At 34.1% G+C, this 21,254-nt stretch carries 25 protein-coding genes and 1 pseudogene; 16 read left to right on the plus strand and 10 right to left on the minus strand.

The window, feature by feature from the left end; genetic code table 11:
* Position 1: 1 nt before the first annotated feature.
* Positions 2-769: a DUF817 domain-containing protein gene (locus AC0NJG_RS12750; protein WP_087995692.1), complete on the minus strand. Its 768-nt coding sequence runs from the start codon at positions 767-769 to the stop codon at positions 2-4.
* A 275-nt stretch (positions 770-1,044) separates the two neighbouring features.
* On the opposite strand from AC0NJG_RS12750, the gene AC0NJG_RS12755 reads away from it, so the two are divergent.
* The 5 genes from AC0NJG_RS12755 (at position 1,045) to AC0NJG_RS12775 (ending at position 5,121) form a co-directional block, all read left to right on the plus strand.
* A complete protein-coding gene (locus AC0NJG_RS12755; RefSeq protein ID WP_173602226.1) occupies positions 1,045-2,079 on the plus strand; it encodes a FecCD family ABC transporter permease in 1,035 nt (344 codons plus the stop codon).
* A complete protein-coding gene (locus AC0NJG_RS12760; protein ID WP_474063121.1) occupies positions 2,080-3,096 on the plus strand; it encodes a FecCD family ABC transporter permease in 1,017 nt (338 codons plus the stop codon).
* A gap of 21 nt (positions 3,097-3,117) precedes the next feature.
* Positions 3,118-4,026, plus strand: coding sequence for an iron-hydroxamate ABC transporter substrate-binding protein (locus AC0NJG_RS12765; RefSeq protein ID WP_087954755.1), 909 nt, complete (start codon positions 3,118-3,120; stop codon positions 4,024-4,026).
* A gap of 216 nt (positions 4,027-4,242) precedes the next feature.
* Complete coding sequence (locus AC0NJG_RS12770; protein WP_474063122.1) at positions 4,243-4,794, plus strand: GNAT family N-acetyltransferase; 552 nt, start codon at positions 4,243-4,245, stop codon at positions 4,792-4,794.
* A 99-nt stretch (positions 4,795-4,893) separates the two neighbouring features.
* Positions 4,894-5,121 carry a coiled-coil domain-containing protein gene (locus AC0NJG_RS12775; protein WP_001047304.1) on the plus strand — a complete coding sequence of 76 codons (228 nt, stop codon included), beginning with the start codon at positions 4,894-4,896 and terminating at the stop codon, positions 5,119-5,121.
* A gap of 71 nt (positions 5,122-5,192) precedes the next feature.
* On the opposite strand, the gene AC0NJG_RS12780 is transcribed toward AC0NJG_RS12775, so the two are convergent.
* Positions 5,193-6,518: an ArsB/NhaD family transporter gene (locus AC0NJG_RS12780; protein WP_474063123.1), complete on the minus strand. Its 1,326-nt coding sequence runs from the start codon at positions 6,516-6,518 to the stop codon at positions 5,193-5,195.
* 251 nt (positions 6,519-6,769) lie between these two features.
* Between AC0NJG_RS12780 and AC0NJG_RS12785 the strand changes: the two genes are divergently transcribed.
* Both AC0NJG_RS12785 and bshB2 read left to right on the plus strand, forming a co-directional pair.
* Complete coding sequence (locus tag AC0NJG_RS12785) at positions 6,770-7,120, plus strand: YojF family protein (RefSeq protein ID WP_000407039.1); 351 nt, start codon at positions 6,770-6,772, stop codon at positions 7,118-7,120.
* A gap of 15 nt (positions 7,121-7,135) precedes the next feature.
* Positions 7,136-7,798: a bacillithiol biosynthesis deacetylase BshB2 gene (gene bshB2, locus AC0NJG_RS12790; RefSeq protein ID WP_000439461.1), complete on the plus strand. Its 663-nt coding sequence runs from the start codon at positions 7,136-7,138 to the stop codon at positions 7,796-7,798.
* Between the two features lie 112 nt (positions 7,799-7,910).
* Here bshB2 and AC0NJG_RS12795 read toward each other — a convergent pair whose 3' ends face one another.
* The gene (locus tag AC0NJG_RS12795; protein WP_087954758.1) at positions 7,911-8,654 is read right to left on the minus strand and encodes an SDR family NAD(P)-dependent oxidoreductase; all 744 of its coding nucleotides are present in this window, start codon (positions 8,652-8,654) and stop codon (positions 7,911-7,913) included.
* A gap of 698 nt (positions 8,655-9,352) precedes the next feature.
* Between AC0NJG_RS12795 and AC0NJG_RS12800 the strand changes: the two genes are divergently transcribed.
* Both AC0NJG_RS12800 and AC0NJG_RS12805 read left to right on the plus strand, forming a co-directional pair.
* Entirely contained in the window at positions 9,353-9,631 is a 279-nt protein-coding gene (locus AC0NJG_RS12800; RefSeq protein WP_071679909.1) for a hypothetical protein, read from the plus strand.
* 318 nt (positions 9,632-9,949) lie between these two features.
* Entirely contained in the window at positions 9,950-10,174 is a 225-nt protein-coding gene (locus AC0NJG_RS12805; protein WP_000390462.1) for a hemolysin XhlA family protein, read from the plus strand.
* Positions 10,175-10,240: 66 nt separating this feature from the next.
* Here AC0NJG_RS12805 and AC0NJG_RS12810 read toward each other — a convergent pair whose 3' ends face one another.
* Complete coding sequence (locus AC0NJG_RS12810; protein ID WP_474063124.1) at positions 10,241-10,807, minus strand: DUF5823 family protein; 567 nt, start codon at positions 10,805-10,807, stop codon at positions 10,241-10,243.
* A gap of 363 nt (positions 10,808-11,170) precedes the next feature.
* On the opposite strand from AC0NJG_RS12810, the gene AC0NJG_RS12815 reads away from it, so the two are divergent.
* On the plus strand, positions 11,171-12,370 hold the full coding sequence (locus AC0NJG_RS12815) for a multidrug effflux MFS transporter (RefSeq protein ID WP_474063125.1): 1,200 nt from the start codon (positions 11,171-11,173) through the stop codon (positions 12,368-12,370).
* 573 nt (positions 12,371-12,943) lie between these two features.
* Complete coding sequence (locus tag AC0NJG_RS12820) at positions 12,944-14,335, plus strand: amino acid permease (RefSeq protein WP_001284419.1); 1,392 nt, start codon at positions 12,944-12,946, stop codon at positions 14,333-14,335.
* Between the two features lie 48 nt (positions 14,336-14,383).
* Here the strand turns inward: AC0NJG_RS12820 and AC0NJG_RS12825 are convergent, their stop codons facing one another.
* Complete coding sequence (locus AC0NJG_RS12825; RefSeq protein ID WP_087954761.1) at positions 14,384-15,403, minus strand: zinc-binding alcohol dehydrogenase family protein; 1,020 nt, start codon at positions 15,401-15,403, stop codon at positions 14,384-14,386.
* Positions 15,404-15,590: 187 nt separating this feature from the next.
* On the opposite strand from AC0NJG_RS12825, the gene aiiA reads away from it, so the two are divergent.
* The gene (gene aiiA / locus AC0NJG_RS12830) at positions 15,591-16,343 is read left to right on the plus strand and encodes a quorum-quenching N-acyl homoserine lactonase AiiA (RefSeq protein WP_087995706.1); all 753 of its coding nucleotides are present in this window, start codon (positions 15,591-15,593) and stop codon (positions 16,341-16,343) included.
* A 40-nt stretch (positions 16,344-16,383) separates the two neighbouring features.
* Here the strand turns inward: aiiA and AC0NJG_RS12835 are convergent, their stop codons facing one another.
* The 3 genes from AC0NJG_RS12835 to AC0NJG_RS12845 all read right to left on the minus strand — a co-directional run bounded on the left by AC0NJG_RS12835 (position 16,384) and on the right by AC0NJG_RS12845 (position 17,892).
* Entirely contained in the window at positions 16,384-16,878 is a 495-nt protein-coding gene (locus tag AC0NJG_RS12835) for a hypothetical protein (protein WP_140168636.1), read from the minus strand.
* 89 nt (positions 16,879-16,967) lie between these two features.
* Complete coding sequence (locus tag AC0NJG_RS12840; protein ID WP_087954764.1) at positions 16,968-17,432, minus strand: DMT family transporter; 465 nt, start codon at positions 17,430-17,432, stop codon at positions 16,968-16,970.
* A 13-nt stretch (positions 17,433-17,445) separates the two neighbouring features.
* Positions 17,446-17,892, minus strand: a complete 447-nt coding sequence (locus AC0NJG_RS12845; RefSeq protein ID WP_474063126.1) for a DMT family transporter — start codon at positions 17,890-17,892, stop codon at positions 17,446-17,448.
* A gap of 108 nt (positions 17,893-18,000) precedes the next feature.
* Here AC0NJG_RS12845 and AC0NJG_RS12850 point away from each other — a divergent pair, with 108 nt between their 5' ends.
* The 3 genes and pseudogenes from AC0NJG_RS12850 (at position 18,001) to AC0NJG_RS12860 (ending at position 19,453) form a co-directional block, all read left to right on the plus strand.
* Positions 18,001-18,693: a cyclic nucleotide-binding domain-containing protein gene (locus AC0NJG_RS12850; RefSeq protein ID WP_087995710.1), complete on the plus strand. Its 693-nt coding sequence runs from the start codon at positions 18,001-18,003 to the stop codon at positions 18,691-18,693.
* Between the two features lie 44 nt (positions 18,694-18,737).
* Positions 18,738-18,923: pseudogene (locus AC0NJG_RS12855) on the plus strand (oxidoreductase); the annotation flags it as partial.
* A 281-nt stretch (positions 18,924-19,204) separates the two neighbouring features.
* Positions 19,205-19,453, plus strand: a complete 249-nt coding sequence (locus AC0NJG_RS12860) for a hypothetical protein (protein ID WP_087954767.1) — start codon at positions 19,205-19,207, stop codon at positions 19,451-19,453.
* 35 nt (positions 19,454-19,488) lie between these two features.
* Here the strand turns inward: AC0NJG_RS12860 and AC0NJG_RS12865 are convergent, their stop codons facing one another.
* Both AC0NJG_RS12865 and AC0NJG_RS12870 read right to left on the minus strand, forming a co-directional pair.
* Complete coding sequence (locus AC0NJG_RS12865; RefSeq protein WP_088325981.1) at positions 19,489-20,526, minus strand: serine hydrolase domain-containing protein; 1,038 nt, start codon at positions 20,524-20,526, stop codon at positions 19,489-19,491.
* Between the two features lie 110 nt (positions 20,527-20,636).
* Positions 20,637-20,831 carry a hypothetical protein gene (locus tag AC0NJG_RS12870; RefSeq protein WP_087995713.1) on the minus strand — a complete coding sequence of 65 codons (195 nt, stop codon included), beginning with the start codon at positions 20,829-20,831 and terminating at the stop codon, positions 20,637-20,639.
* A 132-nt stretch (positions 20,832-20,963) separates the two neighbouring features.
* On the opposite strand from AC0NJG_RS12870, the gene AC0NJG_RS12875 reads away from it, so the two are divergent.
* Complete coding sequence (locus tag AC0NJG_RS12875) at positions 20,964-21,245, plus strand: hypothetical protein (protein ID WP_087954770.1); 282 nt, start codon at positions 20,964-20,966, stop codon at positions 21,243-21,245.
* Positions 21,246-21,254 lie beyond the last annotated feature (9 nt).

The raw sequence follows: 21,254 nt of genomic DNA on the forward strand, positions 1-21,254 counted from the left end.
ATCAATATCTTTTCGACTCCTTCAAATATTTGAGTTGTGTAACAATCATAATGCTAATAACAACGAGTAAAAACCATGAGCTAATTTTGCTTAAGTGAACGAGATTCCACGCTTCACGTTGATTTGGATATTGCCATGCTCCGAAAAATGTTGCGATGTTCTCTGCAATCCAAATAAAGAAACCGATAAGGAAAAAGGAGAGAACGAGTGGCATTTTATATGTAATGCCTCGTAATGAAAATTCCACAAATGTCCGAAAGAAAACGATGAATAGAAGTAAAGTTAATACCCATCTAAAGTCATATAGAAAATGATGTGTGAAAAAATTGAAGTAAATCATTGCTCCTAGAGGTATTGCAAAAATAGCTTTCGGCCAATGATGCATTTGCAAATGCAATCTTCTCCACGCTTGGCATATGTAACTTGCAACACTTGCATACATAAAGCCGCTGTAAAGTGGAACTCCAAAAACCTTTGAATATGCCTCTTCCGGATAACTCCATGAACCGAAATGAACTTTATATATTTCTAGTAAAAGGCCGATGAAGTGGAAGATAGTAATTACTTTTAATTCATCTTTCGTCTCAAGTCCAGTCTTGTACATAATCCACTGCATAAGAAGACATACGATAAGTATGAAATCATAGCGGTATAAACCAGGGATCGAAACGATTTTTGAAAAGGCTAGTGTTAAGAAAATAACGACTGGGAATAAGCAAGAGAATGCTTGCTCGTAAGTGAAGTGTAGTAGTTGTTTTATATATAACATTAGGTCACCTTCATTGTTTTTGTTTGAAAACTCAAAATAATGATTAAGTATACTACACTTTTAAAAATAAGCTAGTAGTCTATTTGGCGTGTATTTGTAAGTTTTGGAAGGGAGTTGTAATAGGTATTTTAATATTTAGCGAAGTGAAAAAATAGTTTGCTATTTAAAAAAAGTGGAGATATAATATCTAAATGAAATTGATAATTATTATCAATAATAATTACAAATAAAAAATATTTATAAAAAACAACTGAATATAAAGGATGAAATGAAACATGTTACATAAGCCTGCTGTATATGCTGGCAATAATCGCTGGCTACATATTAAGTTCATATGTTTCATGAGCTTAACAATTTTATGTTTAATCGGCTCTATATTTTTAGCTGTTGCATTTGGTGCAAAGGATATCCATTTGCAAACCGTATGGACAGCGGTTTTTGATTATAATCCGAAATTAACGCAGCACCAAATTATTTATGGATTAAGGCTCCCAAGGGTAATTGGTGCAGCAGTTGTAGGAGCGGCTTTTGCGGTGGCTGGAGCTGTTATGCAAGGAGTAACACGAAATCCTTTAGCGGATGCAGGTGTACTGGGCATAAATGCAGGAGCGATGTTTGTAGTAGCAATTAGTTTTGCCTTTTTTCCGCATATGCCATATTCCTATTTGATGACTGTTTCCTTTATTGGAGCGGTTTTAAGTACAGTACTCATTTTTATGATCGGATCAGCAACATCAGGCGGATTAACACCGATGAGGTTAACGATTGCTGGAGCCGTTATGGCTGCGCTTTTGCATTCGTTAAGTTCAGGTGTTGCAATTTATTATGATTTAAGTCAAGATTTAGCGTTTTGGTACGCTGGTGGTGTTGCTGGGGTTAAGTGGGAACATTTAAAATTTTTAGTTCCTATTATTCTCATAACAATTGTTTTTGCGACAGTGTTAGGGCGGTCTATTTCACTCATATCAATGGGGGATGATGTGGCTACGAATTTAGGAGTGAAAACAAACCGAACGAGAATACTAGGGATGATTATAGTAGTCATTCTTGCAGGGGTATCTGTTTCAGCTGTTGGCTCTATTGGATTTGTAGGACTCGTTATCCCGCATATTGCTAGAAAATTAGTTGGTGTGAATTATCGACTCATTATTCCTATGTCAGCATTTTTAGGAGCTATGTTATTAGTTTTAGCTGACTTAGGGGCAAGAACAGTAAATCCTCCTAAAGAACTTGCAATAGGGATTATGGTAGCTCTTGTTGGAGTTCCGTTCTTCCTCTATATAGCACGTAAAGTTGGGAGGGAGTTGTAAGTGAAGAAGATTTTAAACACGGATAAAAAGAGAGCCGTTACTGTAACTACAATATTTGGTTGTATTGGTCTCGCTGCTATTTTGCTTAGCTTAAATACAGGGACACTAAGCATAGCGCCACTTAAAGTAATTCAAACACTTTTCGGTTATGGTGATTTTGAGAGTGCAACAGTGCTATACGACTACCGTATGCCAAGAATTATAATCACAATGTTAGCTGGTATTGGCCTTGGAATTTCCGGTGCAATTTTGCAAGGGTTATCAAGGAATGTGTTGGCCGATCCTGGTATTCTTGGACTACATTCAGGTGCATCTTTCGGACTAATTATATTTGTTACTTTCTTTCATTCTATTAATGAGAATGCATCGATTTTAATACCGTTATTTACATTTGGCGGAGGAGTATTAGCTGCATTTCTTATTATTTTACTTGCGAGTGATCGGTCGAAAGGTTTACTTCCTATTAGACTTATTCTCGTTGGTATTGCAGTTTCAGCTGGCTTTAGTGCAATTTCGTTATTTTTCTCTCTCAAGTTAAATGATGAGACATATACATTCGCTTCTAGATGGTTAGTTGGTAACGTGTGGGGAAGGGATTGGATTCATGTCCTTGCATTATTACCTTGGATTTTCATACTAACCCCGTATGCATGGTTAAAATCTAAAACGTTAAATGCATTGTCACTAGGTGATAGTGTGGCAGCAGGACTTGGTGTTTCTGTTCAAAAAGAACGGTTATTACTTTTGGCTACAGCGGTTGGATTATCTTGCGGGAGTGTATCGATGGCAGGAGGGATTGGCTTTATCGGTTTAGTTGCTCCGCATATTGCAAGAAAGTTAGTAGGTACTACCTATCAGCATTTCCTTCCGCTAGCTGGCATTATTGGAATGATTATTTTAGTACTAGCAGATACGATAGGCCGTTCTATATTTGAGCCAAACTCTATTCCGGCTGGTGTAGTAGTGGTCGCTTTAGGAGCACCGTATTTTCTTTATTTACTTACAAAAACAAAATAAATACTTCAAAGAGGAGAACATATGAAAAAGAAACTTACTATTTTATTTAGCATCATGTGTATTTTAGTATTAGCAGCATGTGGTCAAACGAAATCTAATGAAGAGGCAACGAAAAAAACGAAAAAAAGTAATGACCCAAAAATTGCTTCAATGTCTATTCATTTAACAAATGATTTACTTGCATTAGGGATTACACCAGTAGGTTCTGTAATTGGTGGAGATTTAAAAGATTTTTTACCGCATGCAAAAGAACAACTGAAAGATACGAAGAAACTTGGTGTTGTAACTGATCCGAATATGGAAGCATTACTTCAATTAAAGCCCTCTGAAATTTATGTGGATGAAAAATACGCTGGCAAAGATGTAGCGAAATACGAAAAAATTGCAAAAACACATACTTTTAATTTAGATGAAGGCACGTGGAGAGACCATTTAAAGCAAGTTGGTAAACTTGTAAACCGTGAGAAAGAAGCGGATACATATATTCAAGATTACGAAGAGCAAGCAAAACGAGTAAAAGGTTTAATAGATAAAGAGCTAGGTAATAACGAAAAAGTAATGGCAATTCGCGTTACTGCCAAAGAATTACGTGTATTTAGTACGAAAAGACCGATGGGACCAATTTTATTCCAAGACTTAGGATTACAACCTGCAAATGGTGTAGAGAAAATCGATGGAAACCGTCCTTTCGAAGTCATTTCACAAGAAGTATTACCTGACTTTGATGCAGATGCTATTTTTGTTGTTGTAAACAGAGACGATAAAGCAAAAGCTGCATTTAAACAACTTCAAGAAACACCAATTTGGAAAGACTTAAAAGCTGTTAAAGGCAAGCATGTATATATTATCAATGACCAACCATGGCTTGACTATTCTGCTTTAGGTAACAAAATGGCAATGGATGAAGCGGAGAAAATGTTTACGAAATAATATCGATTCGTCGTTAGGAAGATCCTCTAAATTTAGAGGGTCTTTTTTTATTGTTAGAATAAATGAAAAATTATACAATGAATTTAATTTAACGTAGAGGAGATGTGCCAATGTCAGCGCTTATTGTAAGTATCCCGTTTATAAAGCAGTTTATGGAACAAGGGGATAAATAGGCTAAAATAAGTATCCCCGTTATTAAAAAAGGGGGAGTTTGAAATGATGATGAATCTTTTTCAAAATAAAACGATTAAATTATCAGCTATTAGAGAAGCTGATGCTGAAGTAATGGCAATATGGCAAGAAGATAGTGAGTATTTAAGAAATGTCGATACAGATGTAGCGTTTCCGCAATCGTTACAAGAAATAGCAAGTGATGGGCTATTAAAGGGACGGAGATCGAATAGTGTATCTTTCATGTTGAGGACAGTTCAAGATGATTGTTTAATTGGTTTTGTTGCAATTCATAGTATAGAGTGGAATAACAGAACAGGGTTATTAGCAATTGGTATAGGAGATGCAAATGATAGAGGTAGGGGATATGGAAGAGAAGCAATCCATCTTATTTTAAAGTATGCTTTTTATGAATTGAATTTGCACCGCGTCGGTCTGGATGTTATTTCTTATAACAAAGCTGCTATTGAGTTGTATAAAAAGATGGGTTTTCAAATGGAAGGCTGTATGAGAGAAGCAGTGCAAAGAGAGGGGAAGTGTTTTGATCGCATGATTATGGGGATATTGCGGGATGAATGGATAGAGCTGCAAGGTTAGAAAGTACATTCGAAATTATATATGTAGTATGCAGGAGATATAATAATAATTGGCGAATTTTTACAGTGTACTGATTGCATTTATAAGGAGCTATGTGAGATGAATTTAGAAAAAGCAAAACCAGTAAATGAAGAAGTCGCTGAATTAAAGGAACTAATTAAAGAATTACACGGAAGTGTACATCAACTTCAAAGCGAAGTGCAGCAACTAAGGCATGAAAGACCAGTTGTAGAAGTAAGGAAAGGTGTTCAACTATCGCCAACAATCGTTGGACAAATTGGTGGTATGATTTTAGGTGGATTAGCAATTATCGGTATATTTTGGTGATGAAAAAAGGTTTGCAGCACTTTGCTGCAAACCTTTTGTATGAGACGATATAATTTCATGCAATACAACTTTTATATTAAATAACGTAAATATATATAAGCATGTGATAATAGTAATGCAATGATTGTTAACGGCAAACCAATTTTTAAGAAGTCCATATAAGAGAAAGCATGTCCTTCACGTTTTGCAATACCAGCAACGACTACGTTTGCTGATGCTCCGATTAACGTTCCGTTTCCTCCTAAGCAAGCTCCAAGTGATAATGCCCACCATAGTACTTCGATTTGCGGAGAATCGACAGATAGTCCGAGCCCTGTAGCTAAATCTTGAATAAGTGGGATCATCGTTGCGACAAATGGGATATTGTCAATTGTCGCAGATGCGATGCCTGATACCCATAAAATAAGTATAGCGGCAAAACCGATATCACCATTCGTTACGTCGAGTACTTCTTTTGCGAGTGAAGAAATAAGTCCGATATCAATTAACCCGCCAACGAGAACAAATAGTCCAGCGAAGAAGAAAATAGTTACCCATTCAACGTGGGCAAATACATCTTCAATATCATGTTCTTTCACACCGATTAACATAAGAAGTGTAGCGCCTGTCATCGCGATAACCGCAGCGTCTACATGAATAATGGAATGAAGTACAAAGCCTAAAATAGTTAGTCCTAAAATCGAAATGGATTTTAAAAGGAGGCTTTGATCTTTAATATAATCTTTTTCATTTAATGCCATTAATTTTTCGATTTGCTCAGGTGTTGTCTTTAGTTTGTTACGATACAGGAAGTAAATAATGCCAAGTGTCACGATAGAAATAATAATTACAATAGGAGCTAAGTTAAGTAAAAAGGCATTGAAGTCTAAATGCTTATTTGCTGATCCGATCATAATGTTAGGTGGATCACCGATTAATGTTGCTGTTCCGCCTATATTTGAAAATAGCACTTCTGAAATCAAATAAGGAACAGGATTTACTTTTAAAATACGTGTAATGGATAGCGTAACAGGTACGATTAATAATACGGTTGTTACGTTGTCCAAAAATGCTGATCCGACAGCAGTTAATAGGGATAGTAATAATAAAATGCAGATTGGTTTTCCGCCAGCTGCCTTCGCTGCTTTAATGGCCACAAATTCAAAAACGCCTGATTGACTCGTAATATGTACGAGAATCATCATCCCAATTAAAAGGGTGATTGTTTCCCATTGAATATGTGATGTGAAAGCGGTATGTAAATCTACAATTCCAAAAATAATCATAATAGCAGCACCGAATAGTGCAATTACAGCACGATTCAATTTCTCAGAAATAATAAATCCGTACGTGACTAAAAATACGGCAATTGCAAAATAATATTGCCAATTTGCTACTTCATGTGCTGATTGTTCCAATCATGTCACCTTCTTTAAAGTATGTATTCAATTGTAAACATGCATCCTTCTGCATAATTTATATTGTAGCAAATTCAAAAAAGAAAGAAAACTATTTAACAAAGTGAAGGAAAAAATGTGTTTTTTACATATGATATAAAAAAATAAAGAAACACAGTGCAAATTATTAGGAAAAGTGAGAGTTGTCCTCTAATATAGAGATAGCAATTTACATTATTTTTGCGTAAAATGGTTTAAAGAGGTGAATTCCGATGGAAATAGTAAAAGATAGTTCTCTTATTCAAAATGAAATTGAACGTTTTGTAAATAAAGATGTATATATTCATTTAGAAACGACGAACGGAGCGTACGCGTCACACTTTAATGAAAAGATGATGACAGTTGGAGCATTCATTCGAAATGCAATTATTCGCTTTGAGCGCGGAAAGATTACTGGAACAAACCCATACCGAGTTGGTCTAAAGATGGATCATGGCTGGGTATATGCAGAAGGTATTACGCACTGGGAAGTAGACGATAAAGAGCGTTTATTACTAGCAGGGCACGATAATCAAGGCCGCTTAGCAGTTGCACTTGAGTTAAGCTTAACGCCATTTAAGTAAGAAGGAGGGAAACTTATGGAGAGACATGTACTTGTTGTATTTCCGCATCCAGATGATGAAGCATTTGCTGCAGGAGGAACAATTCGCTTATTAACAGATCAAGGAGTACCTGTAACGTATGCGTGTGGTACGCTAGGACAAATGGGACGTAACATGGGTAAGAACGTATTTGCTAACCGTGAAACGATTCCGAATATCCGTGAAAAAGAATTAAAAGATGCATGTGAAGCGATGGGAATCAAAGATCTAAGAATGCTTGGTTTCCATGATAAAACGTTAGAATTTGAAGATGTTGATTTCGTTGCAGACAAAATTGAAGCGATTATTCAAGAAGTAAATCCATCTCGAATTATTACATTTTATCCAGAGCACGGCGTACATCCAGATCATGATGCATTTGGCCGCGCTGTAGTTCGCGCCGTATCACGTATGTCAAAAGAAGAACGTCCAGTTATTCATGCGGTTGCGATTACGAAAAATCGCGAAGCTGTACTCGGTGAGCCGGATGTTGTAAATAATATTAGTGAAGTATTTGAGCATAAATTAGCTGCACTAGGTGCGCACCGTTCGCAAACAGAAGCGATGCTTGAAGAAACACACGCGAAAATCAAAAACAAAGATGCAGCAACATTAAAATGGTTGCAACTTGAACAATTTTGGACTTATAAATGGGAGTAGGCTAGAAGGGTATCTTCTAGTAGCTCTTACATAGAAAAAGCACCGTCATTTGTGAGGGTGCTTTTTCTTGTTGAAGACTATATATTTTTTAGGGTGCTTCAAAATTTTTAAATTAACGTGCAGTATAGCCTCCATCAACAAGAAGTGTTGTGCCGTTAACAAAACTAGCATCATCACTTGCTAAAAATAAGACAGCTTTAGCGACTTCTTCTGGTGTTCCAAGTCTGCCTTGTGGATGAAGTGAAGCTAAATATTCTTTCTGTTGAGGATTAACACTACCTAGTAAAGGGGTGTCAATATAACCAGGGCACACCGCGTTAATACGTATTCCATATTTAGCGTAGGCAGTACATAAATTTTGAGTTAATAGTTTCACACCACCTTTTGCAGAGGAGTATGCTGTTGGGGTAGGTAATGAAACAAAACTATGAATCGAACCAGCGTTAATGATGACACCACCTGTACCTTGTTTAAGAAATTGTTCAATCGAATATTTATCAGAAAGGAATACCCCAGACAAATTAATATCAATAGTTCTTTTCCACTTTTCATAGGATAATTCGTTTGCCGGTGCATCATCAGCAACGCCGGCATTGGCATACATAATATCTAATTTCCCGTATGTACTTACTGTCTCATGAATTAGCTGTTTAATATCTGCCTCTTTTGTTACATCGGTTTTAATAAATAACGTATTATATCCATGTGCATTCAATTCATCTGATAGTTCTTTTCCACGTTCAGAAAAGTCAGCAATAACTACTTTTGCACCTTCTTCGATAAAAAGACGAACAGTAGATTCGCCAATTCCACTTGCACCACCAGTTATGATTGCTACTTTGTCTTTTAATTTCATATAAACCTCTCCATTCATTAATGAATTTAAGTCGAATTTTTAAATCTTGTTACTAAACTATTAACCTAAAATAGTAAGTAGATAGAAGAAAAAAGCTCGCGTTTACTTAATCGTGAGAGTGCTATTTTTTCTTTAGTGTACTTTTGATACAGTTATGGACGAAAATATTAATTTGGTCAATTTTATCATTAGATTGAATATTTGGTAAAGAGCTCTCGAACAGAGCGAGTAAGGAGGTTGAAAAAGTAAAATAAACATTCAGTATTATTTGTAGGGTAAGGAACAAAGGGGAGAGATGCATAACGAAAACTACTACTCTAGTTAAATAGGAAAAAGCCTTGCAGGGGGGCAAGGCTTTAAACAGGGTATTAAAAATGATTGATTTATTAAGAATAACTTCTTCTTGTGAATAAACAAATTTTAGCATAATAACTCATATATATGTGTTACGAATTTGTGAATAAAAACTCAATGATAAAAATATGAGTGAAAGGAAATAATGTATTTGAAATATGCATTATTACACAAAGTTCAGTTGAAATAGGGGATTTGTATATGTAATTTCTTTTTGCATTTAATTCTTTAGAACTGATTTTTAATAATGTATATAAGAAGCGTATATTTTGAATTATTTAATAGAATAATATATATTTATATTGATTTAATGATTTTGGTTTGTTAAAAATGGGGAAATCGATATGAAGGTTAAATTTGCCGTAATAAAAGATGAGAATTTTGATTGTAGTTTATTGGAAACAAAATTATTGAAAACTTTTAAAGAAGTAGATTGTGAAGCAGATATTGTAAAGGTTGAGGATGAAATTTTTGAAAACAATGATATACAAACGCATTTATCAGAAATAAACATTCATGTTACTGGAAAAAATATCGGATATAGATCCGTGTCAGCCAGTATATTTATTGTTCTAGAGAGTTTATCAATACAGCTATTTCGTATTCATATTAGTATACTTTAAGCAGTTCAAAAAGTGACTTTTTCAGAAAATCATACTGATTATATTGAGTTGTAAATATGAAAACAATAGAAATTATCGTAGGTGTTTCAGAATGTTGGATTGCACCTTGTTTGTTGTTAAATAAACAAGGGATTCCTTTTAAAATTTTAATGTATCTTAACGCTAATTTATAAATAGAAGAATGGAAACATGTGAGTAATTCAATTAGATTGTACAAATAATTTGGTACGCGGATATACGCAATGTATTCACAGGTAAGAGGGTTGTCTCATAATATATATAGATTTTTCTATTAAGATGAACAGAGGGTGTGAATATATGGAAGATGTTTACGCTAAAATTGACAGTCTCAAGGCGGAGCAAAAAGAAATTATGAGAGACATTCGAAATTTAGAAACGCGTACTACTATTAATGAGAAAGACATAGCAACAATCAATAAGCAATTAGAAAAAATAAGTACAAACACAACTTGGATTTTGCGAATTATTATTAGCGCGATAATAATGTCAGTTTTAGGATTGATATTAAAAGGAATGATTTAGTCTTGTGAAATAGAACGATATAAAAGAAAGAGGGGAGCTCCCTCTTTCTTTTATGTAAATGAGAAGCTATAAATTTTCCGTTTCCCCTTCACTTGCATATTTCTCCTCTAAAGAAATTAATAGAGGAATGGATACGGTTACTAGAATGATTAAAGTAGTTATAAAAGATTTAGAAAGAGAAAAAGAACCTTCAATTAAAGGTGATAAAAACTTGAATGAAAGTATACTTGTTATTAAGGAAATTACTAAAAAGCTCAAAAGAGATATATTTTTATTCTTTATAGATGTCTCTATAAAGTCTTTAACACAGGCTATTACGATAAATATAGTTAATATGATAAGAGAAACAAAATAATGTGTTACATTCGTCATACTAATAGTAGGATCGTCTATTATGTAGGCAAGTAACTTAGATACTAATATTCCTCCAAACAATAAAATAATAAAAGCGAGTAATCCTTCCGATATATAAGTGCTGAAATTATCTTTCTTTTTAAAGAGCTTATAGCTGAGAGTAGCCTGGATTATTTGCATGATAAATAGAGCGATAATCCACACATAATAGACAAGTGGTAATTCTCCTGAGAATAGAGAGATTAGGAAATTTATTACTGTCCTTAAAATTTCAATCATTACAAAAGGCCTCCTGTTTGTAAGCTTGTGACATTAAAATATGCTAGTCTATCATTTAATAATTAAACTTATGAATTCAAACTATTTCTAATTATTCCATAAAAAGGTGGATTCATCAAGTTATCTTTTTTAACAATCCTCCAAGGCGGAGCACTAGAAAAAGAACCGCAATATGTAATATAATTGAAAAAGTATATTTAAAAATCGATGTTAATATTACCCTCCTATAAGTATTAACATACGTAATTGAGGTGTTTTCTTTGTTGTTTTATGATCGAATTTCTATAATGGCCCCTCCTGTTCCGTAGCTAAGGAAAGTCTTTTTATTTCTGAGATTTTCAAAGTTATAGGAGGGTATGAAAAATGAAAAAAGTCTCAGTACCATCACTTTTGTTAATGATCATTCTTGTCGCATTTCCGCAAATTAGTGAAACGATTTACACACCGTCTTTGCCTGATATTTCAAGGGCGTTACATGTAAGTAATAATGAGGTACAGTTAACACTTAGTGTGTATTTTGCTGGATTTGCTTTAGGTGTATTTTTTATTGGATGGTTATCAGATATAATTGCCCGTCGCCCGGCAATGTTATTTGGAATTGTTGTATATGGCGTTGGGAGTTTTTTATGCTTTATTGCAAATTCCATTGAAGTTTTATTAGTAAGTCGTTTTATTCAAGCGTTTGGAGCAAGTGCCGGTTCTGTTGTGACACAAACGATTCTACGTGAAAGTGTAGAGGGGCATAAGCGCCACGTTATGTTTGCTCAAGTTTCGGCAGTTATTGCTTTTACACCAGCGATAGGACCGTTAATTGGTGGATTTCTTGATCAAATGTTTGGATTTAAAATCGTATTTTTAAGTTTAGTAGTTATGAGTATCGGTATTTTTCTGTATACGTTTGTTTCTCTTCCAGAAACAAAAACGGACTCAGTAACGAATAAGATAAATGTGTTTTCAGTCTTGAAGAGGTTAATGACAAATCCGAAAGTTGTAACATATGGGCTATTAATTGGAGGTGCGAATGGTGTTTTATTTAGCTATTATGCAGAAGCACCATTTATCTTTATTGAATATTTTCAGCTATCGCCTAGTATGTATGGATTTCTAGGAATTGTTGTTGCGTCTGCTTCTATTGTTGGAGCGAAAGTTTCAAAACGATTGCTGGCTACTTATAAACCAGAGAAAATTATATATATTGGTTGTCTTGTAATGACAGGGGGAGCTATTCTTTTGTCTGTTATTACGTTTGTTGGATTAAATCCAAACATAATATATATGATTGGATTTTTAGTAGCGATGTTTATATTGCTATTAGGAATTGGAGTAGCGTTGCCTAACTGTTTAAGTTTAGCGTTAGTAGATTTTCAAGATGTTATTGGTACAGCCGGAGCATTGTTTAGTTTAGGATATTATGTAATTGTAACGATGACAATTTTGGGGATGAGTCAGCTGCATACGGGCTCGTTACTAGTGATGCCACTTTATTTTCTGGCCATAGTCGTTATCATGATAGTGTTTACTAAAGTGTTTATTTTAGGTAAACAAACTTCAAAAACGATTTAAATATGTAATGGTAAAAGGGTCTCATTAAAAATGAGACTCTTTTATATTTTATCCCGCTGTTTTGAGGCAGTAAGATTCCTGCCTCAAAATTAGATTAAAAAAGTTAGTAGTTTATTAATATATTAAATTTCTGGTTGGTATATGAATCGGATGCGTGGGAAATTACGTTATCAACTATAACGATTGAAGTACATGAGATGTGAAACCGAGGAAAAAATGCTCTCCTCGGTTATTTATATTGTAATAATATACATGCCGGAATCATATTGAATAGATGTATTTTATTGTTAATTTAGTTAAAAATTAATCAGACTTATGTATAATAATTTATTGAAAAAATAATTGAATTTTTCAGATTAATGAATTAATATAAGGTAAGTAATTTTAAGATTTATAGAATATTGGAAGATGAAAGGTTTTGAGAATTTTATTAGGAGCACAAAACGATTTTAGGATAGCTTTAAAGCTAGTGTAAAATGACGTTTGCTTCATCATTTTCAGGGCCGAAAGGAATTAGGGGAAAGCATCTTGGTTTAAAATGCGGCTATGAATCATCTAAGAGGGGGAAGTGAAGTGGCAAACAAAGAATTGAAAAGAGGTTTAGAAGCACGTCATATTCAAATGATTGCTTTAGGCGGAACAATTGGTGTTGGTTTGTTTATGGGTTCAGCCAGCACGATTAAATGGACAGGTCCGTCAGTAATGCTTGCTTATGCAATTGCAGGTATTTTTATCTTCTTCATCATGCGTGCCATGGGAGAAATGTTGTATATGGAGCCAAGTACAGGATCATTTGCAACGTTCGGTCATAAGTATATTCACCCGCTAGCTGGTTACATGACAGCGTGGAGTAACTGGTTCCAGTGGGTTATCGTTGGGATGTCAGAGATTATCGCGGTTGGGGCGTATATGCAATATTGGTTCCCTGACTTACCAGCTTGGATACCAGGTGTAATTGCAATGGTTATTCTTGGGGCAGCTAACTTAATTTCTGTTAAGTCATTTGGTGAATTTGAATTTTGGTTTGCGATGATTAAAATCGTTACGATTCTATTAATGATTATTGCGGGATTTGGACTTATTTTCTTTGGGATTGGTAACGGCGGAGAAGCAATTGGTATATCAAATCTTTGGTCAAATGGTGGTTTCTTTACAGGTGGTTTCTCAGGATTCTTCTTTGCTTTATCACTTGTAGTTGGTGCATACCAAGGTGTGGAATTAATCGGTATTACTGCTGGTGAAGCGAAGGATCCGAAGAAGACACTTACAAGAGCGATTCAAAGTACAATTTGGCGTATTTTAATTTTCTACATCGGTGCAATTTTCGTTATTGTAACTGTGTATCCGTGGGATCAATTAAGTACAATTGGTAGCCCGTTCGTAGCAACTTTTGCGAAGGTTGGTATTACGGCAGCAGCTGGACTTATTAACTTTGTTGTTATCACAGCAGCGATGTCTGGTTGTAATAGTGGTATTTATAGTGCGGGTCGTATGTTGTATACGTTAGGTGTAAATGGACAAGCACCGAAATATTTCACGAAACTTTCTGGAAATGGTGTGCCTTTATTCGGTACAGTTGGCGTAATCATCGGTTTAGCGGTCGGTGTTGTATTAAGTTATATTGCACCGAAAAACTTATTCGTCTATGTATATAGTGCGAGTGTACTTCCTGGTATGGTACCATGGTTCGTTATTTTAATTAGTCAAATTAATTTTAGAAAAGAAAAAGGGGCAGAGATGAAGGATCATCCGTTCAAAATGCCATTTGCTCCTGTTACAAACTATTTAACAATTGCCTTTTTAATTATGGTATTAATCGGAATGTGGTTTAACGATGATACGCGCATTTCATTAGTTGTAGGTATTATTTTCTTAGCTATCGTTACAATTAGTTTCTATGCTTTCGGAATAGGAAAGCGAACTCCGTTAGACGTTCAAAATGATCAAGAGATTTCAAGTAAATAAAGATAGTAAAAAGTCCGATTTCTCATTTGGAAATCGGACTTTTTGTTATTAAAACTTTTCTAAAACGATCTTCCCAATTGTACTTCCGCTTTCAAGTAGTGCATGTGCTTTCTTTACGTTTTCAGCGTTAATTGGTGTAAATGTTTCATTTAAAGTAGTCTTTAAAATGCCTTCATCTAGTAGTTCGCTTACTTTATTTAATAGTTCGTGCTGCGTGATCATGTCTCCAGTTTCATACATCGCTTTTGTAAACATAAACTCCCAAACGAGTGTAGCACTTTTACTTTTTAAAATACCCATCTCAAGAGGGTGTTCATTTTCTACGATAGAGCAAATTTTTCCTTGTGGTTTAATGAGGTCACACATTGCTTGCCAATGTTGATCTGTATTGTTTAAACAGAAAATATAATCTACATCTTTTAGCCCGAACTCTAATATTTGATCTTGTAAAGGTTGGTGATGGTTAATGATATAATCAGCACCGAATTTTTCAACCCAGTGTATCGTTTCATTGCGGGATGCAGTTGTGATAACATTCAGTCCAGCCCATTTTGCAAGTTGAATGGCAATTGAACCTACACCACCAGCACCGCCTATAATTAAAATGTTTTTAAAGGAGTTCGTATCTTTCTTATTATAATCAATACCTAAACGTTCGAACAAACCTTCCCAAGCTGTAATAGCTGTTAACGGAAGTGCTGCAGATTCAGCATCACTTAACGTTTTTGGTTTTTTACCAACGATTCTTTCATCAACTAGGTGGTATTCACTATATGTACCTTGTCTCGTAATGCTTCCAGCGTAAAACACTTCGTCGCCTTCTTTAAATAACGTACAATTTTCGCCGGTTTGTACGACAACACCACTCGCATCCCAGCCAAGTATTTTCGCTACATCTTCTTTTTTCTCTTTTGGAGATCGAACTTTTGTATCAACTGGATTAACGGAAATAGCGTTAATTTTAACGAGTATATCTCTCCCTGTAGCAACAGGTCTTTCAACTTCCATATCAATTAAACTGTTTTCTTCTTCAATAGGTAAGTATTCATGTAAACCAATTGCTTTCATTTATATTCCCTCCATTAAAGTAAGAATTCTTTACTTCTATATTATAGATGGTGAAATACTGCTATGTAAAAAAATACCCTCTTTTTTATGTAAGCTGTACTGATAGTCTAGAAGGAGTTTATTTCTAAAAAGAAGAATTTTTTACTGTATTACTTTATCCCAAACTAAATGTAAAGGTGGATACATAATGACAGTAAAGAAGCTTTATTTCATCCCAGCAGGTCGTTGTATGTTGGATCATTCGTCTGTTAACAGTGCGTTAACACCGGGAAAACTATTAAATTTGCCGGTTTGGTGTTATCTTTTGGAGACGGAAGAAGGTCCTATTTTAGTAGACACAGGTATGCCAGAAAGTGCAGTTAATAATGAAGGGCTTTTTAAAGGTACATTTGTTGAAGGGCAGATTTTACCGAAAATGACTGAAGAAGATAGAATCGTGAATATATTAAAACGTGTAGGGTATGGGCCAGATGATCTCCTATATATTATTAGTTCGCACTTGCATTTTGATCATGCAGGAGGAAACGGTGCTTTTTTGAATACGCCAATCATTATACAGCGTGCTGAATACGAGGCGGCACAGTATAGAGAGGAATATTTGAAAGAGTGTATACTGCCAAATTTAAACTACAAAATTATTGAAGGTGACTATGAAGTGGTATCTGGTGTTCGGTTATTGTATACACCAGGACATTCTCCAGGACATCAGTCATTATTAATTGAGACGGAAAAAACCGGCCCTGTATTATTAACGATTGATGCATCGTACACGAAAGAGAATTTTGAAGATGAAGTGCCGTTCGCAGGGTTTAATTCAGAATTAGCTTTATCTTCAATTAAACGTTTAAAAGAAGTTGTGGCGAAAGAGAAACCAATTATTTTCTTTGGCCATGATATAGAGCAGGAAAAGGGTTGTAAAGTGTTCCCGGAATATATATAGTGCAAAAAGTCATGAGCTTACGTGCTCATGACTTTTTCGGTTAAATAATTTTTTTGAATAAGTTATAAACCTTTTTTGAGCTATCTTCATTTAATTGATAGTACTTGAGGTTTACATCATCAGGAGTATCTTGCTGAGCAATCATCACTTCGTTACTGTGATGATCAACTACCCATATGAAATATTTTTTATAAGTTCCATCCTCAAAAGTAATCCACATATCACAATCTACTAAATCTGATCCTTCTTCATCTAATGTTAATTTTCCTTTTTTTGCGGTATCCATACTATTAATAAACGTTTTTAATTCATCTGTTTTTGTGAGGAAGATATCTTTTTTTGTTTTAATGGATTCGACATGTATATCTTTTACTTCCTGTTTTCCTAAAAAGACAGGGGGCTCATTTGGGTCTCTTTGAGTAGAAATAATAGTAGCTTTCTTCTTTGGTTTATTTTCTGTATAGAAGTCTTGAATAGACTTTCCAGAGTTTACAAACCATACGATTCCACAAATAATCAATGTGCTACAAAGCAGTAAAATAATTTTCTTAATAGAATATTCTCCTCTCTATTACTTCGTATGAAGAGCTTTTCTATTAATATATGATAGGTAAGCGTAAAGTATTATAGTTGAACGTGGCTATTCTTAACAGTTTTAAGGGGGCGATCAACGAGTAAATTGTAAGTAAGCCCAATTAATACGAAAACACCGCCGATAATCTTTCCAGTTGAGAGTTCATTTGTTAGGAAGAAATCAATGATAGTCCCTGCAAATAACTGTCCGATAAAGATGAGTAACGTTAAATAAAATGCTGATATTTTAGGAGTAATATAGTTCGATAATGAAATAACGATAACGCCTACTAATCCCCCTAAATATACAGCGATAGGTATGGAGTGTAACGTATGCATTGGAATATACAATGAATCTGAACTGAAAATTAAAAATAACATAGAGAAAAATAAGCCAGTAATATAATTAAAAAATGTACCTTCCCAATTGCCAATTTTCTTTGCTAAATTCGCGTTAATAATTCTAGCAACGACGATAGAAACACCAGCTAAAATAGCGATCGTAACATATAACATTTTCTTGCCTCCATTAATAAATTGTCATGATAATAATTCCAGAAGAGATGAAACATAATCCAATTAGTTTTTTCTTTTCAAATTTAACAACTTTCATTCCTAATAAACCGAAATGATCAATAACGATGGAAGCAATGGATTGACCGAGTAAACTTAATGCGATCGTAATAGAGGCACCAAGGACAGAGAAACTTATATTGTTAAAAAGAACAGTGAAGACCCCAATCGCTCCAGCGCTATATAAAAAAAATGGAATGCTTTTATCAAAATGGATTTTATGTTTGTTTATGATTAAAACGAAAATAGCTGCAATTAAACCGACAAGGTGAATGACAACACTTGCTGTATACTTGCCAATTAACTCAGATAAAATTCCATTCAATGGAAGCATAACGGCGATGAGCACACCAATAAAGACAGAAAGAAAGTTATACAATGTAATATCCCCTTTATATTTCATATTTGTAATGACTGTATCATGCTGAAATTGTGTATTACTATGACATATGTCATAGTGGAAGAAGAAAATTTTGATTACAATGGGGATGAGTTGTAAAGGCGGGGGACTATGAAGAAAATATGTAATTCAATTAAACTAGCAGAGTATATGAAACAAAATAACATTGATTCATTTTTTACTAATGATATGAAACCATACATGGAACTTATATTTTTTAAGAAGAATGAGTTTATTTGTAGAGAAAATGAAGAAATAAACTATTTATATTTCTTTGTAGAAGGAAAAGCAAAAGCGTTTAACACATTAAGTAACGGGAAATCCGTATTACTGTGTTTTTATGATAGTTTGCAGTTACTTGGAGATGTGGAGTTAATTCATTCTCAAAGGATCACTTCAAACGTACAAGTAATGGCAGATTCATATTGTGTTGGTTTACCATTAGGAAAAGTGAGAAACCAGCTATTTCATGATGCGAAATTTTTAAGATGTATTTGCGGATCGTTAGCACATAAGTTAAATCGACTTTCAAAAAATAGTACCATTAATTTACTATATCCACTTGAAAATAGACTTGCGAGTTATATGTTAGCAGCAGGAGAACGGGCAGTACAGCATGGAAATAGAATTGTGTTTAGTGGGAATTTAACGGAAACAGCGGAATTGTTAGGGACGAGTTATCGGCATTTGTTGCGCACATTAAATGTTTTTTGTGATAAAGAGATAATAAAGAAGAACGATGGATGCTTTGAAGTAGTGAATGTGGATGTTTTGAGGGAATTGGCGGCGGATGTTTATAAATAGGAGGAGAGTATAAATGATAACACCTATATTTAGAATTTTTGATATGGATTGAAATAGAAAAGGCAGTGAATGAGAATGGATTGCCTAATTATGTAAAGGGAATAAGTCCAGTAAGAGGATTAAATTATATCGGCTTGCCATGGCAATCTCAAAGGGGTTCTGCACTTATTTGTGGTGTAGGAAAGGATGCAGCATATTTGCTTTCTGAAATCAAAAAAATAGATCAGTAGCAACAGCAGCTACTGATCATCCATATGTACATGAATTAGGAGAGGTCAAACATTTATTAACTTTATTATAATAGATTTTCAAAAGAATAAAAACTGAAAATTCTAATTTTATGTTGAGAAAGTTTTTTGTATCGAAATATATGAAAAAATAGGGATTTTTATTAAAAAAATAATGATATTTATATTTTAGTAAATTATGATATAGTCTAAAGGATACGTATTTCCATAAATGTGATTGTAATAATGTTAATTACATCTATGTGAAGGAAGGAGAGGTAATTATGAAGTTTGATGATCAACGTCTACTAGGAGTACGATTAGGTTCTGTACTTGTAACAGAGGAAAATCAATATTTAGTAATTAAGAAAAAAGATCATTATGGATTATTGAATATACATAATTTGGAATGCACACATGTTGAAGTGCAGCTAGAACATATTGAAGAAATGTTGCAGGAAGATTTCCAAGAAAGTATAACGGAGATTATCGCACCGGAACATATAAAAATTGTTGCGAAAAATGTTATATAAGAAAGAAGCTGAAAGGAACAGCTTCTTTCTTTTCATTATAAGGATAACATTTTTACAACTTCGCCAATGATCCCTTCCATTTGATGGACACCTAAGTCAGTGTTTGTCATTATAATAGCGCCATTACCTCGGTATGGGTAGCTTACCATCATACATTGAAATCCAACGCCCCATCCAAGTGAATATATTTGTAAGTCTTCATTTGAATCATCTAGAAAAACACCTAGTCCAGTCCATTTTGAGCAACCTTGAGGAGAAATCATATCTTGAACTGTTTTTTGAGAAAGTTTTAGTTTACCCTTTCCTTGTAAGGAATGAATAATTTCAATTAATAAAGTTGATAAGTCAGTTGGTGTTGTCCAAATACCTGAAGCAGCTGCGAATGGATAAAATGGATACTTCTCATTTGTAACGGTGCCATCTTTATTATGCCCGCAAGCAAAAGCATTGGTTTTACCTATGTCTTCAGGAGAGAAGATTGTACTATTCTTCATTTGCAGTGGTTGAAATATATATTCTTCTAGTAAAAGGTTAAATGATTTTCCAGTTATATCTTCAAGTAGTAGTTCGATAATACAAAAGTTTGCATCAGAGTAGTGAAATTCACTTTCTGGTTTATAAGTTACTTCAATAGGTACGGAGCAATATAATGTTTTACCGGCAAGGAGTTCAGACATGTTTGGTTGCCCTTGTGTAAGTGTATAATGTTCAAAACTATTAGGAGGATCAATCATTCCAGATTGATGACTTAATAAGTTTCGCAATGTGACTTTTTTCCGTGAGGTAAGTAGATTGGTAGGTATGTTCCAAGATGTGAGTCTATCATTTATGTCTTCATCTAAATGCACGATTTCTTGATCTGACAATGTCATTACGAGCATTGTAGTGATGAATTTACTAATTGAGCAAGAATTGAATATAGAATTCGTAGTTACCGTTCTAGTTGTTCCGGATTCAAGTGTTCCGAAAGCAATCGCTTCGTCTAGTTTACCGTCGCGTATAACGGCAAGACTTAAACCTGCAACGGAATATTGGTTCATTTTCTCGTGTATATTGTTACTTTTTAAGTTCATAGTGACTCCTTTCTTGTAAGAGACAGAATATTAGTTCTATTATATAGTATTTAATAGAGAGGATGATAGAAAAGAAAAAACTTCATCTTTTATCGATGAAGTTTTTTTAGTTAATTCGAAGTGAATGTTTTAAAAAATTTATCTCGGTACATGTACATAAGCCATGAGGTTGTAATTAAAGAAATAATGATTTGTTTGTTTTTAATTGGTGCATTGAAAACAAGCCAACCAACTATATCAAATAATACATGTAGTGCAATTGAAAGAACTACAAATTGTAGTAACGTCTTAAAAAATCTTTTCATGAAGTGCCTCCTAAAATAAAAGGTTTTATCAACAATGTTGTATATTACTATTATACATTAAATGTGTTTTGTGGTAAAATTTACATAAGTTAGTGAAATAAAACAAATGAAAGCTAATGAGGAGAGATAGTCATGGAATTTTGGATGATCATACCGATAGCTGTCTTTGGGTTTATTTATATCGTTGAAAAATTAAATAAAATTGAAAAGAAAACGGATGCGCGTTTAAAGAGGATGGAAGATAGACTACAGTTAATTACGAAAGAAATGGGAATTATAGATAGAGAACCTGAAATTAATAAAGAGTTACGTCAGCTTATGGAAGAAGGAAAAACAGTTACAGCAGTTAAGAGAGTAAGAGAAGCTTTTGGGTTTTCTTTACTAGAAGCGAAGCAATATGTTGATAGATTATAAAAAAGATCA

Source organism: Bacillus sp. SSR7 (assembly GCF_055902415.1).

Bases quoted from the DNA above. Each gene is read 5' to 3' on its own strand.
- AC0NJG_RS12750 (WP_087995692.1), bottom strand. From the start codon at position 769: ATGTTATATATAAAACAACTACTACACTTCACTTACGAGCAAGCATTC.
- AC0NJG_RS12755 (WP_173602226.1), top strand. From the start codon at position 1,045: ATGTTACATAAGCCTGCTGTATATGCTGGCAATAATCGCTGGCTACAT.
- AC0NJG_RS12765 (WP_087954755.1), top strand. From the start codon at position 3,118: ATGAAAAAGAAACTTACTATTTTATTTAGCATCATGTGTATTTTAGTA.
- AC0NJG_RS12770 (WP_474063122.1), top strand. From the start codon at position 4,243: ATGATGATGAATCTTTTTCAAAATAAAACGATTAAATTATCAGCTATT.
- AC0NJG_RS12775 (WP_001047304.1), top strand. From the start codon at position 4,894: ATGAATTTAGAAAAAGCAAAACCAGTAAATGAAGAAGTCGCTGAATTA.
- AC0NJG_RS12785 (WP_000407039.1), top strand. From the start codon at position 6,770: ATGGAAATAGTAAAAGATAGTTCTCTTATTCAAAATGAAATTGAACGT.
- bshB2 (WP_000439461.1), top strand. From the start codon at position 7,136: ATGGAGAGACATGTACTTGTTGTATTTCCGCATCCAGATGATGAAGCA.
- AC0NJG_RS12795 (WP_087954758.1), bottom strand. From the start codon at position 8,654: ATGAAATTAAAAGACAAAGTAGCAATCATAACTGGTGGTGCAAGTGGA.
- AC0NJG_RS12800 (WP_071679909.1), top strand. From the start codon at position 9,353: ATGAAGGTTAAATTTGCCGTAATAAAAGATGAGAATTTTGATTGTAGT.
- AC0NJG_RS12805 (WP_000390462.1), top strand. From the start codon at position 9,950: ATGGAAGATGTTTACGCTAAAATTGACAGTCTCAAGGCGGAGCAAAAA.
- AC0NJG_RS12810 (WP_474063124.1), bottom strand. From the start codon at position 10,807: ATGATTGAAATTTTAAGGACAGTAATAAATTTCCTAATCTCTCTATTC.
- AC0NJG_RS12815 (WP_474063125.1), top strand. From the start codon at position 11,171: ATGAAAAAAGTCTCAGTACCATCACTTTTGTTAATGATCATTCTTGTC.
- AC0NJG_RS12825 (WP_087954761.1), bottom strand. From the start codon at position 15,403: ATGAAAGCAATTGGTTTACATGAATACTTACCTATTGAAGAAGAAAAC.
- aiiA (WP_087995706.1), top strand. From the start codon at position 15,591: ATGACAGTAAAGAAGCTTTATTTCATCCCAGCAGGTCGTTGTATGTTG.
- AC0NJG_RS12840 (WP_087954764.1), bottom strand. From the start codon at position 17,432: ATGTTATATGTTACGATCGCTATTTTAGCTGGTGTTTCTATCGTCGTT.
- AC0NJG_RS12845 (WP_474063126.1), bottom strand. From the start codon at position 17,892: ATGAAATATAAAGGGGATATTACATTGTATAACTTTCTTTCTGTCTTT.
- AC0NJG_RS12850 (WP_087995710.1), top strand. From the start codon at position 18,001: ATGAAGAAAATATGTAATTCAATTAAACTAGCAGAGTATATGAAACAA.
- AC0NJG_RS12860 (WP_087954767.1), top strand. From the start codon at position 19,205: ATGAAGTTTGATGATCAACGTCTACTAGGAGTACGATTAGGTTCTGTA.
- AC0NJG_RS12865 (WP_088325981.1), bottom strand. From the start codon at position 20,526: ATGAACTTAAAAAGTAACAATATACACGAGAAAATGAACCAATATTCC.
- AC0NJG_RS12870 (WP_087995713.1), bottom strand. From the start codon at position 20,831: ATGAAAAGATTTTTTAAGACGTTACTACAATTTGTAGTTCTTTCAATT.
- AC0NJG_RS12875 (WP_087954770.1), top strand. From the start codon at position 20,964: ATGGAATTTTGGATGATCATACCGATAGCTGTCTTTGGGTTTATTTAT.